The sequence below is a fragment of the Sphingobacterium sp. UBA5789 genome (assembly GCF_002418355.1).
Classification (GTDB): domain Bacteria; phylum Bacteroidota; class Bacteroidia; order Sphingobacteriales; family Sphingobacteriaceae; genus Sphingobacterium.
Window position 1 is genome coordinate 310,103 of record NZ_DIDX01000007.1, and the last position, 16,690, is coordinate 326,792.

The 16,690-nt window shown below is 38.7% G+C and carries 16 protein-coding genes; 9 read left to right on the forward strand and 7 right to left on the reverse strand.

Annotation, left to right across the window (positions count from 1 at the left end):
• Window positions 1–147: 147 nt before the first annotated feature.
• A complete protein-coding gene (locus B4B65_RS18640; protein WP_293917808.1) occupies window positions 148–1,383 on the reverse strand; it encodes an MFS transporter in 1,236 nt (411 codons plus the stop codon).
• Window positions 1,384–1,490: 107 nt separating this feature from the next.
• Here B4B65_RS18640 and B4B65_RS18645 point away from each other — a divergent pair, with 107 nt between their 5' ends.
• Genes B4B65_RS18645 through B4B65_RS18660 form a run of 4 tightly spaced genes read left to right on the forward strand, consistent with a single transcriptional unit; the run spans window position 1,491 to window position 3,536 of the window.
• A complete protein-coding gene (locus B4B65_RS18645; RefSeq protein WP_293917810.1) occupies window positions 1,491–2,024 on the forward strand; it encodes a DUF4442 domain-containing protein in 534 nt (177 codons plus the stop codon).
• Between the two features lie 11 nt (window positions 2,025–2,035).
• On the forward strand, window positions 2,036–2,467 hold the full coding sequence (locus tag B4B65_RS18650; protein ID WP_293917812.1) for a transposase: 432 nt from the start codon (window positions 2,036–2,038) through the stop codon (window positions 2,465–2,467).
• Between the two features lie 6 nt (window positions 2,468–2,473).
• Window positions 2,474–3,109 (forward strand): SCO family protein, encoded by a 636-nt coding sequence (locus tag B4B65_RS18655; protein ID WP_293917814.1) that lies wholly within the window; start codon window positions 2,474–2,476, stop codon window positions 3,107–3,109.
• A 1-nt stretch (window position 3,110) separates the two neighbouring features.
• Window positions 3,111–3,536, forward strand: coding sequence for a c-type cytochrome (locus tag B4B65_RS18660; protein ID WP_293917816.1), 426 nt, complete (start codon window positions 3,111–3,113; stop codon window positions 3,534–3,536).
• A 113-nt stretch (window positions 3,537–3,649) separates the two neighbouring features.
• Here the strand turns inward: B4B65_RS18660 and B4B65_RS18665 are convergent, their stop codons facing one another.
• Window positions 3,650–4,336, reverse strand: a complete 687-nt coding sequence (locus B4B65_RS18665; protein WP_293917818.1) for a hypothetical protein — start codon at window positions 4,334–4,336, stop codon at window positions 3,650–3,652.
• Between the two features lie 627 nt (window positions 4,337–4,963).
• Between B4B65_RS18665 and B4B65_RS18670 the strand changes: the two genes are divergently transcribed.
• Genes B4B65_RS18670 through B4B65_RS18685 form a run of 4 tightly spaced genes read left to right on the forward strand, consistent with a single transcriptional unit; the run spans window position 4,964 to window position 11,241 of the window.
• A complete protein-coding gene (locus tag B4B65_RS18670) occupies window positions 4,964–5,572 on the forward strand; it encodes a TetR/AcrR family transcriptional regulator (protein WP_293917820.1) in 609 nt (202 codons plus the stop codon).
• Window positions 5,559–6,872, forward strand: coding sequence for a TolC family protein (locus B4B65_RS18675; RefSeq protein ID WP_232279630.1), 1,314 nt, complete (start codon window positions 5,559–5,561; stop codon window positions 6,870–6,872). The genes B4B65_RS18670 and B4B65_RS18675 overlap by 14 nt, the downstream gene beginning before the upstream one ends.
• A 23-nt stretch (window positions 6,873–6,895) precedes the next feature.
• A complete protein-coding gene (locus tag B4B65_RS18680; protein WP_201678558.1) occupies window positions 6,896–8,044 on the forward strand; it encodes an efflux RND transporter periplasmic adaptor subunit in 1,149 nt (382 codons plus the stop codon).
• Between the two features lie 26 nt (window positions 8,045–8,070).
• Window positions 8,071–11,241: an efflux RND transporter permease subunit gene (locus B4B65_RS18685; protein WP_201678557.1), complete on the forward strand. Its 3,171-nt coding sequence runs from the start codon at window positions 8,071–8,073 to the stop codon at window positions 11,239–11,241.
• A 278-nt stretch (window positions 11,242–11,519) separates the two neighbouring features.
• Here B4B65_RS18685 and B4B65_RS18690 read toward each other — a convergent pair whose 3' ends face one another.
• From B4B65_RS18690 to B4B65_RS18710, 5 genes are all read right to left on the reverse strand, one after another.
• Window positions 11,520–12,002, reverse strand: coding sequence for an ecotin (locus B4B65_RS18690; RefSeq protein ID WP_293917825.1), 483 nt, complete (start codon window positions 12,000–12,002; stop codon window positions 11,520–11,522).
• A gap of 82 nt (window positions 12,003–12,084) precedes the next feature.
• A complete protein-coding gene (locus tag B4B65_RS18695) occupies window positions 12,085–12,903 on the reverse strand; it encodes a M48 family metallopeptidase (RefSeq protein ID WP_201678554.1) in 819 nt (272 codons plus the stop codon).
• Between the two features lie 45 nt (window positions 12,904–12,948).
• Entirely contained in the window at window positions 12,949–13,599 is a 651-nt protein-coding gene (gene plsY, locus B4B65_RS18700) for a glycerol-3-phosphate 1-O-acyltransferase PlsY (RefSeq protein WP_003004220.1), read from the reverse strand.
• A gap of 31 nt (window positions 13,600–13,630) precedes the next feature.
• Window positions 13,631–14,488, reverse strand: coding sequence for a carboxylating nicotinate-nucleotide diphosphorylase (nadC, locus tag B4B65_RS18705; protein WP_293917829.1), 858 nt, complete (start codon window positions 14,486–14,488; stop codon window positions 13,631–13,633).
• A 71-nt stretch (window positions 14,489–14,559) separates the two neighbouring features.
• Window positions 14,560–14,964 carry a DUF4783 domain-containing protein gene (locus B4B65_RS18710; protein ID WP_201678552.1) on the reverse strand — a complete coding sequence of 135 codons (405 nt, stop codon included), beginning with the start codon at window positions 14,962–14,964 and terminating at the stop codon, window positions 14,560–14,562.
• Between the two features lie 147 nt (window positions 14,965–15,111).
• Here B4B65_RS18710 and gpmI point away from each other — a divergent pair, with 147 nt between their 5' ends.
• On the forward strand, window positions 15,112–16,686 hold the full coding sequence (gene gpmI, locus B4B65_RS18715; protein WP_293917831.1) for a 2,3-bisphosphoglycerate-independent phosphoglycerate mutase: 1,575 nt from the start codon (window positions 15,112–15,114) through the stop codon (window positions 16,684–16,686).
• The last annotated feature ends 4 nt before the right edge of the window (window positions 16,687–16,690 follow it).

Sequence of the window (16,690 nt, forward strand, 5' to 3'; positions counted from 1 at the left end):
TTGATTTATGTGCCCCGGAATTACAGATGGATGATCTTCATAAAAGATTAAATCCGGCAACAGGCTTTTCTTGCTGCGTATTTAAAAAATGCTGCAAAAAATACAAAAGAGGTAGCAGGTGCAAGAAATGTCCAAAAAAATAGCGAACTATTCCTCAATATAATCCAGATCCCTGGAAAAGCTTTCTTTTAATTGTGTCAGTGCAAATATGGCAATTCCCGAAAGGAGAAACACCATGATCAGAGCTGCTGTTACGATTCCCCAAAGATCTACAAAATATCCATAGAGCAATGTGGATGGAATAAGAGCTCCCCTCACAAAGTTAGGTGCAGTAGTTGCTACCGTAGCTCTCAGGTTAGTTCCAAACTGTTCAGCAGCAATCGTCACAAAAGTCGCCCAATATCCTACTCCCAGCCCCATCAGAAAAGCCAATCCCAGAAAGGTAGGTTCTGTCAGTCCTTTACTATTCAGATACCAGCAAGAACTTATAATGATAAGTATCTGGCATATAAAAACAACTTTTTTACGGGATTTAAGCCATTGTGCCAACAGGCCGGCGATAAAGTCGCCAAGTGATATTCCTAAATAGGTAAACATAACTCCTTTTCCTGCACTCAATACTACCGGAGACCCTAATGCCTTTCCGATTTCGGGCGATTGTGTAACCAGCACACCTACTACAAACCAGATCGGAAGTCCGATACACATGCAGTACAAATACCGCTTAAACCGCGCCGTATTATTAAACAACATCCGAAGTTGCCCTTTCTGCACATTAGCAGAATTCATATTATGAAACAGCCCCGATTCAAACACTCCAACACGCAACAACAATAGCAGTAACCCCATTCCTCCACCTACAAAATAAGCGGTCCGCCAATCAAACAATTCCGCCACAAAGTAGGCCAATATAGCACCAAGTACACCTACACCGGCTACGATCATTGTCCCATAGCCTCTTTTCTCTTTACTCATACTCTCACTTACGAGTGTAATACCTGCACCCAGCTCTCCGGCCAAACCAATGCCTGCAATAAAACGAACAATCCCGTATGTGGTTACATCATGAACAAATCCATTTGTAATATTCGCAACAGAATACAGTAAAATAGAACCGAAAAGAACTTTCAGTCGTCCGTATTTATCTCCGATAACGCCCCAGATCACACCTCCAATCAGCAGCCCTCCCATTTGCATATTCAACACAAACTCGCCTTTGCTTCGCATATCAGCCTCTGCGACTCCGATATCTCCAAAGGACTGCACCCGAACTATGGAAAAAATAATCAGATCATAGATATCCACAAAATACCCTAAGGCTGCTACGAAAACAATAATCCATACACGTTTATTAGGGAGCACACTTTGCTGTAGTTCAGACATGGTTTGGTTAATTTAGAAAAGCGAATTTAATATAGTTTTCATTTTAATGCAAGATATTCCCGATAAGTTCGCCTTCCTCTCATTTTTGTGCTATTTTTGTAAATACTATGCTGACATTGCGTCCCAATATGCTCAAATGGATACTCCGTAGTTATCCGCCTTTTCTATTCCAGCGGATCTGGATTCAAAAGATCCTCCCGGACTATAGCGGAGCTGATGTCAAGATATTCAGAAGCCTCTTTAATATTAATGGCAACAGAACAATATTCGGAGGTACTATATTTGCAGCCACAGATCCTTTACATCCGCTTCTCATAGATCAGATATTTAAGGCAAAAGGCTACAAAAAGACAGTAGTATGGGTCAAATCTGCACGTATAGAATATAAAAAGCCAGGAGACGGAAATCTGTATATATCCATACGCATCTCGCAGGAGGATATCAGTGAGGCTCTTCGCTCTATTCAGGATGAAGGAAAAATTGTCAAAATATTTACCATAGAGATTTATGACAAGCACCGTAATCTTTGTGCCGTTTCCAATAATGAGATATACATTCGTAATCTCCTTCATGAATCCACGCAAACATCTTCATCGGAAGAAATAAACACTTCAGAAATAAATATTAATTCCATAAACTAAAAATAATGTATATGAAAAATTTTGCCTATCTATTAGTAGCAGGATCCGTTTTTGCCTTCTCTTGTCAGAATTCAGGAGATCAAAAAAAAGGTGGTGATATCGAAACTATAAAAAAAGAAGCTATCGCTATACATGATGAGATCATGCCGCAAATATCAACTTTTGATAAAAACACTGTTCGTATAGATTCAATACTGACCAATATTGCTGCATTAAAAGCTAAAAATACTGCACTTGATACTGCAGCAGCACGAACTGAATTATCTGCTCTCAAATCAAAACTGGAACAGGCTACCGGCTCTATGGAAGACTGGATGATGGAATATGCAGTAGATAGCACAAACCTAGAATACCAGCAAAAAGAACTGGAGAAAGTAAATACAATGAAAAAGCTATTTACAGATGTATCCGCAGAAAGCAAAACCATATTAGGCAAATACTAAACGACTATGAGATTACTCTATACATTGACGCTGGCTGCCGGTCTTTTTCTGTCCGCTTGTTCAGGTAATGATGCCAAACTTCCGATCTACGGAGACAGAGAAGCTGTGGAAAAGACCGTGGATGGTAAAGTCGTTATTGATACAGCATATCATACTATTCCTGCATTCAGTTTTCTAAATCAGGATAGCGTACTGATAACGGATAAGAATTTTGACAATAAAATATATATTGCCAACTTTTTCTTTACGCATTGCCCAAGCATCTGCCCTACTATGCAGCGTAATTTATTGAAAGTATACGAAAAATATAAAGGAGACGATCGGATAGCCTTTCTTTCACATAGTATTGATTTCAAATATGATCATCCGTACATATTAAAAGCATATGCTAATAAACTGGGTGTAACGAATGATCAGTGGCAATTCGTTAACGGGTCTAAAGCAGACATATATGGCATTGCTAATGATTATCTTGTATTTGCAAAAGAAGACAGTAATGTACCGGGAGGATATGATCATCAGGGATATCTGGTGATTGTCGATAAAGAAAAGCGTATCCGTGGTGCTTATGACGGTACAGATTCCGAACAGGTAGACAAATTATTAAAAGATCTGGAGATCTTATTCAAAGAATACAAGTAACATGAAATTTTTGACCATATTGAGCTGTTTAGCAGCAGTCTATCTTATCAGTCTGTTTAATGCCTGTCAACCTAATGTCAGCATTCAGACAGCTCAATATGCCGTCAATGGTCAAAAACTATATACAACGCACTGTCAGAATTGTCACGGTGCAAAAGGAGAAGGTCTTGGAAAGCTGTATCCACCCCTTACAGACGCAAAATATTTCCAGGACAACCGCAATATATTGCCTTGCATCATAAAAAATGGTATCTCCGGACCCATAGAGATTAACGGAGAAACTTTTAATGAGAAAATGCCAGGCGTACCCGAACTGACGGAGGTTGATATCGCATATATTCTAACCTACATCACGACAACATTTGCACAGGAGACTGAAAAATACAGTCAGGAAGAGGTTCGTACAAACCTGCAGAATTGTAAATAAGCAACCAAGATGCAATGCTCTATTACAGCATATGTGAATTTCATTATCCGTATTAAAAATCTACATAGACAAAAATTTGCTAAGTACTTCCAATAATCTTTGGTTAGCTGTGTTTATTTATCACCCACATAATTAGCCGCATATATGGCTTCATTTCCGCTCTCCTGCACAAAATCTTTATAGGAATAATTCTCACTTTTCTGATGGGAAGATTCTCTTCTCTCCACGTAATCCTTATAAAACTTAAAGTAACTTCCCTGGGGAGATTCTTTCATTAATTCTCTATTTGACTTATCAATAACAAAAAGCATACAGGTACTTTGTACGTTATTTGGAAGATCCGGATGATGCTGATCATTCATGACGCCAAAGAAAAATATCCGGCTATCAGCTTCCCAGATACGACAGCTTATCTTTTGGTCTTTGTAATAAAAGTCAGTTTTACCAAAATGCTCTGCCATAAACTCTTCTAAGGCTTTAGTTTCTTCGGTTGTATGAATATTGACCTGATAAGCCCCTATGTTTTTCTGAAGCGGATCTTCGAAAAATTCAACATAATTGGCAAAAAACAGATCTTTATTGTATCTGCTGATATTTCCGGATAACTTTACATCACCAAAAAATAAAACTGTATCTTTTTCGGAACTGAATTTTTGAATCTCTCCCTCGAGGTACGTCTTATAATCCTTAGTTTCTACACCAACACTATTCAATTGTTCTTTTTTAACCGGAAAAGACAGATTCAGTAAATTAAACTTATCCTTCTGTTTACAACTTATGAAAAATACAAATATGCTCATAAGTAGTAAAGTACTGTGCCTTAAAGCTTCTTTTACCTTTATTTTATATACATTTTTGAATAGAATCACCCGTTTCAATTTTAAGATTAAATAATTTGTTTATAAAAACCCTATCAAATATAGCTCAAAGATGAATACCCTATATAAAGGTAATTTAATATACAGTAGAGCAATACGTTTCAGCATCTTAACTCAAAGCTAAGTTCGCAATATATAGAACCAGAATGGTATTTAATAAACACATACAGAAAAATCCGAAGGAAAAAACAGAAGTAAATACTCTCAATCAAGAGCAGATTTTGGAAGAATTCAGGACATAAAAAAAGGTTTCCAAACGGGGAGAGTGGAAACCTTTACTAACCAATTATAAACCTAAATTATGATACTGCAAAGGTACAGCTTATTTCAATTCACTCCAAATGTTTTTTTTAAATATTTTCAGGACTACGGTTTCTTTCTGTCAAGGTAGAGTCATATACAATTATTATTACTCCAAAAACAGCCTAAACGTTACAATTGGCCTATAAATAAAGAAATTGTTAAGAAATCTTAAATTCTGTTAAAGATGATCTTTATAACATTATTTTGACATTTTGTGAAGGTAATTTTATCTACATTTGCAACCGAATGAACGTTCGGTTTAGAGATATAAATGAAAAAAAGGCTGCTATCTTCAATACGACTATAGCACTTATAGGTGAACATGGATTCCATGGCACCTCTATGAGTATGATTGCAAAATCTGCTCAGGTTGCTACAGGTACTATCTATCATTATTTTCCATCTAAGGACTGTCTGATAGAAGCACTTCATCTGGAATGTAAAAAATTTTTGAATGCACACATTTTTGAAAACATCAGTAATATTAAAGATTATAAAGAAAAATTTTTTACCATATGGAAGAGATTTATTCATTACGGAGTAATGCAACCGGACATGTTTGGCTTTCTTGAGCAGTTCTATTCCTCTCCTTATATGGAGAATATTAAAGAAAAATACAGGCATAGCGCTATTAGTGAAAACAATATACATGATTTCCTTGTTGAAGGAGTTAAATCGAAACAACTTAAAGATTTAGATATCAATATATTATTAACCTCCTACATTGGAGTCGCTACATCTACTATCAGAATCATATTATACGCAAAAGTAAATTACACAGAAACACACTTCGATCAGTTGATTCAGATTGTTTGGGATGGTGTTTCAAATGAAAATAAATATGAAGTCCAATAAAATTATATTATCCATCCTAGCCACCACTGCCCTTTTCAATTGGGCGTTTGCACAGCAAGTGCCTCAAAAGGCTACTCTGCAACAGCTTATAGACTATGCGCTGCAGAACAAAATTTCTATCAAACAAGCCGAAATAGATGAAGCCATCGGTGAGAAAGATATAGATATCTCTCTTTCCGGCTGGTATCCACAATTGGCATTGACCGGTAATTATAATCATAACCTTAAAATACCAACCAATGCTTTTGGCGGACAAACTGTTGTCATGGGACAGAAAAACTCAAGTAACCTGACGCTGCAGGCCGATCAGCAGTTACTGAATCCTGCCCTTATGCAGGCTTCTAAAGCCGCTGAACTGACCAGACTCTCCAACAAACAGAATACAGAAAATGTCCGTATCAATACTGTAGTGGATGTCAGTAAAGCATATTATGATATTCTGACAAGTGAAGAGCAAATCAACATTGTCAGGGAAAATATCATCAGACTGGACAAACAATTGAAGGATGCGCAAGTGAGATATGAAGTAGGGCTGGTGGATAAGACGGACTTCAAACGTGCCCAAATAGCGCTTAGTAATGCCAGAGCGGATGAAAAACGAACAGTTGAACTGCGCAAATATAAGTATGATTACCTGAAGCAACTTTTGGCTCTGGATATAAAAGATCCGCTGACGCTATCATTTGACAATGCGAATATGGAGACTGAAATACTTTTAGATACAACAGGAGGATTGGATAACAGTAAGCGTATAGAATTCCAGCAATTAGAAACTGCGAAAAAATTGCAACAGTTAAATACGCAGTATTATAAATGGACTTACCTGCCTAGTCTTAGTGCATTTATTAATTATGGACTTGATTACCGTAATGATAAATTCGGAGACCTGTATAATGACAGCTTTCCGAGATCTACTGTAGGTCTTAATCTGACTTTTCCTATCTTCCAGGGATTTAAAAGAAAAAATCAAATCAACAAATCCCAACTTCAGGAAGCAAGGATAGATTGGGATATTCAGAATCTGAATAACCAGATCAGTACGGAGTATTCACTTGCTCAGGCTTCTTACAATGCAAATCTGAGTGACTGGAAAACATCAAAAGACAATGTTGACCTTTCCAAAGAAGTCTATAACACAATCAAACTTCAATATGATGAAGGGATCAAGACTTATCTGGATCTGATGACAGCAGAGACTGATTTAAAAACAAGTCAGCTCAACTATCTGAATGCCTTGTATGCATTATTGTCCAGCAAACTGGATGTTCAAAAAGCATTGGGAAATATACAAACGAATTAATCACTTAAGAAATCGACAATATCATGAATAAGAGACATTTATTAACGGCATTTTTTATTGGTTCTGCACTTGTGTGGCAATCATGTGGGAATAAGGATGCTAAACAGCAAGGCGCTGCACAGGCACCTGCTGAACGGGTAGTTCCGGTTACTACAGCTGTTGTTAACGAAGAAATTGTAACAGGTAATATTACTTATCCGGCTTCTGTCGTCGCATTGAATGAAACAGAACTACGTGCGGAAGTTAATGGTTATATCACTAATATATATGTTGCTGATGGAGCTGTTGTTTCAAAAGGACAGAAATTATATGAAATTGACGGTATACGCTATACTGCCGCAGTAGATCAGGCAAAAGCGAATCTGAATATCGCACAGGCTAATTATGACCGTGTACAGACCGATTTGAAACGCTACGAAAAACTTGCTCAGCAGGATGCGATCGCTAAACAGACATTAGACTATGCTAAGACAGACCTGGCTAATCAACAAGCGCAGGTGGCTTCTGCAAAAGCTGCGTTGACAACAGCTAATACAAACCTGGCAAGATCAGTAATCAGAGCTCCTTTTGCCGGAACGGTAGGGATTTCACAGGTACGTGCAGGAGCATTGGTCTCTGCCGGAACTACATTACTGAATACGATCTCATCTAATGATCCTATCGCAGTAGAAATTCAGGTAAACGAAAAAGATATCAGCAAATTCACAGCACTTAGAAATAGCCACAAATCATCCGCTATTTCGTTAACCTTGCCAGATGGAACTGAATATCCTGAACATGGAACCATTCACACAGTTGACCGTGCTATTGACCCTAATACAGGAACATTAAAAGTACGGGCGGCATTCAGCAATGCAAACAGAAGTCTGGTAGCCGGCATGAACCTGACACTTAGTATAAAACAAGAGTCTGCCAGCAATGAGCTTGTTGTCCCTTACAAAGCTGTAATGGAACAACTGGGAGTCTTCAATGTATACGTAGTAGGTGACAGCAGCAAAGCTGAGATCCGTCATGTCGAACTGGGAACCAAAATTGGTGACCGAATTGTAATCAAAAAAGGAATTACTCCGGGTGATAAAGTAATTATTGAAGGAGTAATGAATCTCCAGCCTGGTGTTAAAGTAACTGAAAGTAAAGGAACAGAGAATGGTGCAGCTCCTAAAAAAGGGTAATACGATCCTCATTTAACGATTAATATATGATTTCAGAAGTTTTTATAAAAAGACCCATAACGGCAATCGTAATATCAATATTGATTACGATTCTGGGAACGATATCCGTTGCCACACTGCCGATAAGTCAATACCCTTCCATTGCTCCTCCGACAGTATCCGTTACCGCGAACTATACAGGTGCCGATGCGCAGACTGTAGAACAAACGGTAACCACTCCTATTGAGAGTCAGATCAATGGTACTCCGGGGATGATCTATATGTCCTCAAACAGTACCTCAAACGGTCAGTCGCAGATCACTGTAACCTTTGAAGTAGGTACAGATATTGATATTGCTACACTTGACGTTCAAAACCGTGTAGGTATTGCAGAACCATCCTTACCGGAAGCTGTAAGACGTCTGGGTGTAACTACACGTAAAGCAAATACAGATATCCTGATGCTGGTTTCTCTAGTTTCTCCTAAAGGAACAAGAGATGATAAATTTCTATCCAACTATATCAACCTGTACATCAAAGATGCGATTATGCGTGTTAAAGGTGTGGGTGATGCGACTGTATTCGGACAGCCATTCTCTATGCGGGTATGGTTAGATGCAAACAAACTGTCAAACCTTGGACTTACACCTGCTGATGTATCAAATGCTATTCAGGAACAGAATATCCGTATGCCGGGAGGTAGTGTGGGTGGACGCCCTCAGGAATCTTCTACCGTATTCGAGTACCCTATCCTGACAGATGGAGATCTTTCCAATGTAGAAGACTTTGAAGACATCATTGTCAAAGCCAATACAGACGGATCTATTGTATTGTTGAAAGATGTAGCTCGTGTAGAGTTGGGACAATTCTCTTACAGTACTTCTACCAAGACAGATGGAATGGTATCTACCGGTATGATGATCAATCAGACTCCGGGAGGTAATGCCGTGGAAACAGCTGCAGGTATCTACAAAGCATTGGAGCAGTTGAAAAAATCATTTCCGGATGATGTGGATTACGTTGTAGGTTATGAAACCATTTCCGTTGTAAACGCATCTATCGAATCGGTTATTCACACCCTTTTAGAAGCCTTATTATTAGTAACTGTGGTTGTATTTTTCTTCCTGCAGAGCTGGAGAGCAACATTAATTCCAGTACTGGCAATCCCAGTTTCTATTGTGGGAACATTTATATTCTTCCTGCTGTTTGGTTTCTCTATCAACAACCTGACAATGCTTGCATTCGTACTTGCAATCGGTATCGTAGTGGATGATGCCATCGTCGTCGTGGAAGCTGTCCAGCATTATATAGATCATTATAAGCTGGATGCCAAAGAAGCAACCCGTCGGGCGATGAAAGATATTACGGCTCCAGTTATTGCAATTGCACTGATTCTTTCTGCTGTATTCGTTCCGGTAGGATTTATCCCGGGAATGGTAGGTAAACTCTATCAACAGTTTGCCATTACAATTGCCGTATCTGTAATGTTATCTGCATTTATAGCTCTTACCCTTACTCCTGCCTTATGTTCATTGATGCTGAGACCAACATCCGTTAACAAAGAAGCCAGAGGATTAAATAAGTTTTTCTACAAATTCAACGTATGGTTTGAAAAAGTAACAAACAAATATTCCAAAGGTGTACAGCAATGTATCCGTAAGGCACCTCTGGTACTGATTATCCTCTTATGTATTTTTGTGGGAACAGGCTGGATGTTTAATGCCAAACCTACAGGCTTTATTCCTTCAGAGGATGGTGGTATGTTCTTTGCCGGGGTTACATTACCTGAGGGAGCATCATCTGCCCGTACAAATGAGGTACTGGATGAACTGGAAGCTGACTTAAAGAAAGATTTCCCGGAGATCAATCACGTAACAACCATTTCGGGTATCAATATCCTTAACCGTGCATTTAAACCAAACGGTGCGACACTCTTCGTTTCCCTGAAACACTGGAATGACCGCAAACGTACAGCAGCAGAGATTACCGGTGCTATTATGCAAAAATATATGGGATATCAAAAAGCCCGTATTCTTGCGGTAACACCTCCTGCAATCCCTGGTCTTGGTACATCCGGAGGTTTCTCTATGATGTTGTTAGATCAGCAAACTGTAGATATCAAAGAATTTGAAGGTGTTGTAGGTAAATTCTTAGCAGCCGCTAATCAGCGTCCTGAGATCGGTATGGCCTATACCCTGTTCAGTTCGAACTCGCCTAACTACAAACTTCACGTAAACCGTGAACAGGCGAAAAGAATGGGTGTTCCTGTTTCTAATATCTATTCGACTATAGCAGCTTACCTTGGTAGTAGTTACGTCAATGATTTTACGAAATATGGTCGTAACTTCCGTGTGGTTACACAGGCAGATACAGCATATCGCATGGGCATAGAAGATATCAACAAACTATATGTGCGGAATGCAGCCGGATCTTCTGTACCGATGGCTACATTAGTCAGTTATGAACTGACAACCAGTCCATCAATTGTCAATCACTATAATATCTTCAGAAGTATTGAGGTATCGGGTAGTGCGGCTCCCGGATATAGTTCCGGAGATGCATTAAAAGCATTAGAAGAAGTCGCTGCACAGACATTACCTAATGGCTATGACTATCAGTTCTCCGGATTGAGTTTGCAGGAGAAACAATCGGGATCACAGACGATTATGATCTTTGCACTCTGTATACTCTTTGTATTCTTACTTTTAGCATCCTTATATGAAAGCTGGTCAGTACCATTCTCTATCCTCCTATCTGTACCTTTAGGGGTATTCGGAGCGATTCTGACATTGATTCTGATTCCGCGACTGGATAATAATATCTTTGCTCAGATTGGTCTCGTTACGATTATCGGTCTTGCCGCTAAAAATGCGATTCTGATCGTAGAGTTTGCCAAAGAGCGTGTCGATATCGGTATGAATCTGATCGAAGCAACATTAGATGCAGTCAAATTACGTTTACGTCCGATCATCATGACATCACTTGCATTTATTCTGGGGATTATCCCACTGATGCTTTCCACTGGTGCGGGTGCTGTATCACGTCAAACAATTGGATGGACGGTATTCGGAGGTATGGCTGCAGCTACATTCTTAGCTATATTTATTGTACCTGTGCTATTTGTCGTCATTACACGTATGGCATATGGCAAGAAAAAATTAGCCGAACTTGAAGCTAATTTTGATGAGGAAAAAGCTAAAAATCTAAGTGCCCATTAAACAATTAATAGTTCTTATAGTTTGCAGAAGCCTGGTCGTTAAAGATCAGGCTTCTGCTGTTTTAAGTACAGTGAAAGGTGCTAGAGTAAGGTTCTGAACTTTATAATTAACCTCTCCTATTATATCCTCTTTGTACAAACAATTCCTTCTCTTTTTTAAGGAGAGGGTTAGGGTGAGGTTCCTGAAAGTTAATACGGATATATACCATTCAAAAAAACAGGCTGTATCAAATAAAGATTTGATACAGCCTATTTATCATTTATCTAAGAAAGAATAACTTATTTCACTGTTTTACCAATGAAAGTCTCTTCATCTGTTGTATAAATCTTATACCTGACTTCATATCCTTCCGGAGCATAGATTACAATGGGCAATCTTCCGTTGTAGCGAGCCATTTTACTTTCAGAAGAAACAAACTGCTGAATTTTCTTAGCATCCGGACAAGCCATCATTGTACTACGGACACTTCCATTTGTAGTAAACACATAATAGTTGTATCCCCAGCCCTGTAAATCCTTCTCTTCAAACTGACCCGCTAAACCGTAGCTATTACATCCGTCAGTTTCCATTACTTTTCCAACAAAAAATTCTATTTTCTTTAAGTTATCCTTATCAGAATGTGGTACATCAATGATATATTGCACCTGTCCTTTCTCCGCTTTCGGGAACATACTTACAGAAGAACTTACAGATTGCTGTGCATATACACTTGCCGTTCCTAATGAAATCAATACTGTTAAAAGTTTAAAAAATTTTATCATAACACTTATTATTTATTATACTCTTATAACGGTTTCCGGATAGAAAAAGCTACAAAAAAAGCCGTCAGATGACGGCTTTTTTTTATAATTTAAGTACTCTTTGTTTCTTATAATATTTGTTTGCTTCAGGCAGCAGTTTTTGTATATCTGAAATACGTCTGGCATCACTGGGGTGCGTACTCATAAACTCAGGAGTACCCGGGCCTTTTCCGTTTGACATTCTCTCCCAAAAACCTACTGCAGTCTGCGGATCATATCCGGCCATTGCCATAAATATCAATCCTAAACGATCGGCCTCAGATTCATTACTTCTGGAATACTTAAGCATACCTAACTGTCCTCCTACTCCATACAGTGTACCTACAACATTCTGTACAATTGCACTTTTACCTGAAGTAGCTGCACCTACAACCTGTCCTCCTGTCTGTAGTAATATCTGATTACTCATCTGTTCACTGGAGTGTTTAGCGATTGCGTGTGCAATCTCATGTCCCATTACAGTAGCCAGTCCGGCTTCATTAACAGTAATAGGCAGGATACCTGTATAGACGGCCACCTTACCACCAGGCATACACCAGGCATTGACCTCATCACTTTGAATAAGATTAAACTCCCAGTTGAAATTATATTGATTTGCTATTCCCTGAGCAGTCAGATAGCTATTTACGGCTGCTGCTATATTGTTTCCTACTTTTTTTACCATTGCAGCATTACCTGTTCCGGTAATTACTTTTGTAGAAGCCGAACCTAAAAATTCTTTATAGGAAGCGGCAGCCTGTTGCTCTACCTGACTATCGCTGACAAGACTTAATTGTTTGCGTCCAGTCAGAGGCACTGTAGAACAGCCTGCAAGTGTAGCCCCGACTAAGAGCATGCTAGTATATTTGTATAGATTATTCATGGCGTGTTTGTTTACAGAAATACTTCTCAATTCTTGTGCCTAAAATCAAGTCTTATTTTTTTTCTTAAACAAATAAATCTTGGATTCATGTCCTTTGAGAAGTCGTTCAATATTTTTCTGATGGGTAATCAGAATAAGTGCACAAATAGCTATTCCATACAATAAAACGGAAGGAACTGACGTATGAAAAATAAAAGCAATGCTAAAAGGAAAGGTAAAACCGGCAAGTATAGAACTCAACGATACATAATGTGTAATCAGTAAAGTAAGAATAAATACACTTACACAACATAAAGCTGCTGGTAAATGAATGGCCAGTACCATTCCAAATAAAGTGGCTACACCTTTACCACCTCTGAAACCCGCAAAAATAGGAAACAAATGTCCCAATACAGCAATTACCCCTAAAGCCAGTTGAAAGTTAACAAATTGAGGGGCTTCCGGCATGCCTACAATAGTAGGATCCAATAAATGTGGCAGATTCGTGGCTGTCCATCCTTTTAGAATATCTATAAACATGACAGCGCTACCTGCTTTTGGTCCCAATACACGAAAGGTATTGGTCGCTCCGGCATTCCCACTCCCATATTCTCTCACATCCACACCATAAAATGCCTGTCCCAACCATACAGCTGTAGGTATGGAGCCAAACAAATATGCCAATATTACGATACCTAACAGGTAAATTGAAATCATTACTTTCTTTTAATAGATAGTCCTAATATAATTAAATAAGTTTAGCTTTAAGACTTAGGTCAAGACTTTTCACGGAATGGGTCAAAGCTCCTACAGAAATATAATCTACCCCTGCTTCTGCATATGCACGTATCGTATCAATAGTAATTCCACCTGAAGCTTCCGTAACCAATCTGCCGTGAATAATATCTACAGCTTCTTTTACCTGTTGCGGTGTAAAATTATCCAACATTACGCGATCAACGGATCCGAATGTCAGTACTTCATCCAGTTCCTTAAGATTGCGTACTTCTATTTCTATCTGTATTTCTTTTCCTAATTGCTGGCGGTAACTTTCCGCAGAAGTAAGTGCTTTGGTAATACCTCCTGCATAATCAACATGATTATCCTTGATCAGAATCATATCGTATAATCCGAAACGGTGATTTACACCACCACCGATCTTCACTGCCTCTTTTTCAAGGAAACGCAACAAAGGAGTCGTCTTACGGGTATCTAAAACTTTTGTTTTTGTCCCTTCCAGTAACGAAACATACTCGTGTGTGCGGGTAGCGATTCCACTCATCCGCTGCATCACATTCAACACAAGTCGCTCAACTTTAAGGATACTATGTATGTCTCCCTGCAGATAAAATGCGATATCTCCTACCTTGACAGCACTCCCGTCTGTTAATAATGTTTTGATCTTTAAGGCAGGATCTGCTATTTCAATAAGTTTACGGGCAACTTCCACACCAGCCAGAATTCCATCTTCCTTGACCAACAATTTGGCTTCTCCCTGCTGTCCAGCGGGAATGGTTGATAATGTAGTATGGTCACCATCGCCAACATCCTCTTGTAAGGATTCCCTAACAAAAACAGCTAACTTTTCGACAAATTCTTTATCCATATTATAATAACGCACGATAAGGTAGCACGAAGATGAGGAAATAAATTAAATTCTAAAAGAAATTAACAAATCTATTTTACAGGAACAGGCTCAAACCGTATCTCTGATATATAAAGGACATCGTTATTTTCGATTAATTTAGTGAAGACCCGGTATTGCTCCCGTTGAGTCTTTAACGAAAATACATAATATGCATTTGAAGAATTGGAATTCATTTTTTGCATAATCCGTGCAGAAGAAGGCTTATTTTGTCGGAAGAACTCATTTAATATCAATTCGGCCTGAAATTTGGAATAAACACCGTCTTCCTGTTTCACGGCAACGCTCACTGTACTGGCAAAATTCCTGGCCAGATCCTTGGAATTACCGGCCCGGAGACTACTTAAAATATCCTCCGCAATATCCTGTCCCCACCCTCTGGCAAAACTGCTCAGGAATGAAAGAACTATTGTCGCCATTATAATCCATTTCTTCATTACACGCTTATATTTAACGGAAAAATATTAATAATTAAGTAATTAAATATCAATTTAACCCAAAGACACTTTTCTCAATTTGTTGTGCACCAAAAGTATGCCATTAATTTAAAGTTTGCCAATATTAACATTTCAAATTCAAAAAACATGAATTACATTAAAAAAAAGACATATAATAAGTTATATTTGTATGTGAGTACAAAAAAAGTAGCGCTATTAATCCTGGACGGACTGGGATATGGCAAACAAGATGATTCAAATGCGGTAATAGCCGCAAATACCCCATATTTAGATTATTTATTAAAGACATACCCTAATGCTAAATTAGAAGCTTCAGGAGAGGCTGTCGGACTGCCGGAAGGACAGATGGGTAATTCTGAAGTAGGACACATGAATCTGGGTGCAGGACGTGTGGTTTACCAGGAATTGGGCCGTATACACAAAGCTGTCCGTGAAGGAGTTTTTAATACCCATACCGTTATTCAGGACGCATTTAAATATGCGAAGGAGAATAGTAAAAATGTACATTTTATTGGTCTTTTATCTGATGGTGGTGTACATGCACATACCAAACATCTGAAAGGATTGTGTGATGCAGCCCAACACGCCGGGTTAACCAGTGACCAGGTTTTTGTACACGCCTTTTTAGACGGCCGTGATACAGATCCAAATTCCGGTATAGGCTATGTTAAAGATCTGCAGGATTATTTAATACATTCTACAGGTACTCTGGCTTCAGCTATAGGTCGCTATTATGCAATGGACAGAGATAACAGATGGGAACGTGTAAAGGAGACATATGACCTGCTGGTCAATGGTACAGGCACAGCTCCCCATAATATTATCGAAGCTATTCAGCAATCATATGACAACCAGATAACGGATGAGTTTGTAAAGCCTATCGTGATCACCAATGCTGATGGTACACCAAAAGCTGTGATCAAGCCGGGCGATGTTGTCATATGCTACAATTTCAGAACAGACCGTGGCCGTGAAATTACCATTGCACTTACGCAAAAGGATTTTCCGGAATATAACATGCATGCACTGGATCTTTATTATGTAACGATGACATCGTATGACGATACATTCAAAAATGTTAAAGTAGTTTTCCAAAAAGATAATCTAACTGCAACATTGGGAGAAGTATTGGAGAAAAATAACAAAACACAAACCCGTATTGCTGAAACAGAAAAGTATCCCCATGTTACTTTCTTTTTCTCCGGAGGTCGTGAGAAAGAATTTAACGGAGAACACCGTTTGCTGATTCCTTCGCCAAAGGTAGCGACTTATGATTTACAACCTGAAATGAGTGCTCAGGGAATTACGGATGCTATCGTAAATGATATGGAAACACAACATCCTGATTTTATCTGTCTCAACTTTGCTAATCCGGATATGGTCGGTCACACCGGAGTATTCGAGGCTGTAGTAAAAGCTGTGGAGACAGTGGACTCCTGTACTAAACAAGTGGTAGAAAAGGGGCTTACACTGGGATATTCTTTCATTATAATTGCAGATCATGGTAATTCGGAATTTATGATCAATGAGGATGGATCTGTCAATACAGCACATACCACCAACCTTGTACCTTGTATACTGATTGATCAGGATTACAAACATGTAAAGGATGGCAAGCTTGGAGACATCGCCCCTACTGTATTGAAAATATTAGGTGTAGAGATTCCGGTAGAAATGTCAGGTGATATACTGGTTAGTTAATCGT

What these genes read in the sequence shown, in the direction of transcription:
- B4B65_RS18655 (WP_293917814.1), top strand. Translation starts at nt 2,474, where the DNA reads ATGAGATTACTCTATACATTGACGCTGGCTGCCGGTCTTTTTCTGTCC.
- B4B65_RS18670 (WP_293917820.1), top strand. Translation starts at nt 4,964, where the DNA reads ATGAACGTTCGGTTTAGAGATATAAATGAAAAAAAGGCTGCTATCTTC.
- B4B65_RS18665 (WP_293917818.1), bottom strand. Translation starts at nt 4,336, where the DNA reads ATGAGCATATTTGTATTTTTCATAAGTTGTAAACAGAAGGATAAGTTT.
- gpmI (WP_293917831.1), top strand. Translation starts at nt 15,112, where the DNA reads ATGAATTACATTAAAAAAAAGACATATAATAAGTTATATTTGTATGTG.
- B4B65_RS18710 (WP_201678552.1), bottom strand. Translation starts at nt 14,964, where the DNA reads ATGAAGAAATGGATTATAATGGCGACAATAGTTCTTTCATTCCTGAGC.
- B4B65_RS18680 (WP_201678558.1), top strand. Translation starts at nt 6,896, where the DNA reads ATGAATAAGAGACATTTATTAACGGCATTTTTTATTGGTTCTGCACTT.
- B4B65_RS18650 (WP_293917812.1), top strand. Translation starts at nt 2,036, where the DNA reads ATGAAAAATTTTGCCTATCTATTAGTAGCAGGATCCGTTTTTGCCTTC.
- B4B65_RS18685 (WP_201678557.1), top strand. Translation starts at nt 8,071, where the DNA reads ATGATTTCAGAAGTTTTTATAAAAAGACCCATAACGGCAATCGTAATA.
- B4B65_RS18695 (WP_201678554.1), bottom strand. Translation starts at nt 12,903, where the DNA reads ATGAATAATCTATACAAATATACTAGCATGCTCTTAGTCGGGGCTACA.
- B4B65_RS18660 (WP_293917816.1), top strand. Translation starts at nt 3,111, where the DNA reads ATGAAATTTTTGACCATATTGAGCTGTTTAGCAGCAGTCTATCTTATC.
- B4B65_RS18640 (WP_293917808.1), bottom strand. Translation starts at nt 1,383, where the DNA reads ATGTCTGAACTACAGCAAAGTGTGCTCCCTAATAAACGTGTATGGATT.
- nadC (WP_293917829.1), bottom strand. Translation starts at nt 14,488, where the DNA reads ATGGATAAAGAATTTGTCGAAAAGTTAGCTGTTTTTGTTAGGGAATCC.
- B4B65_RS18645 (WP_293917810.1), top strand. Translation starts at nt 1,491, where the DNA reads ATGCTGACATTGCGTCCCAATATGCTCAAATGGATACTCCGTAGTTAT.
- B4B65_RS18675 (WP_232279630.1), top strand. Translation starts at nt 5,559, where the DNA reads ATGAAGTCCAATAAAATTATATTATCCATCCTAGCCACCACTGCCCTT.
- B4B65_RS18690 (WP_293917825.1), bottom strand. Translation starts at nt 12,002, where the DNA reads ATGATAAAATTTTTTAAACTTTTAACAGTATTGATTTCATTAGGAACG.
- plsY (WP_003004220.1), bottom strand. Translation starts at nt 13,599, where the DNA reads ATGATTTCAATTTACCTGTTAGGTATCGTAATATTGGCATATTTGTTT.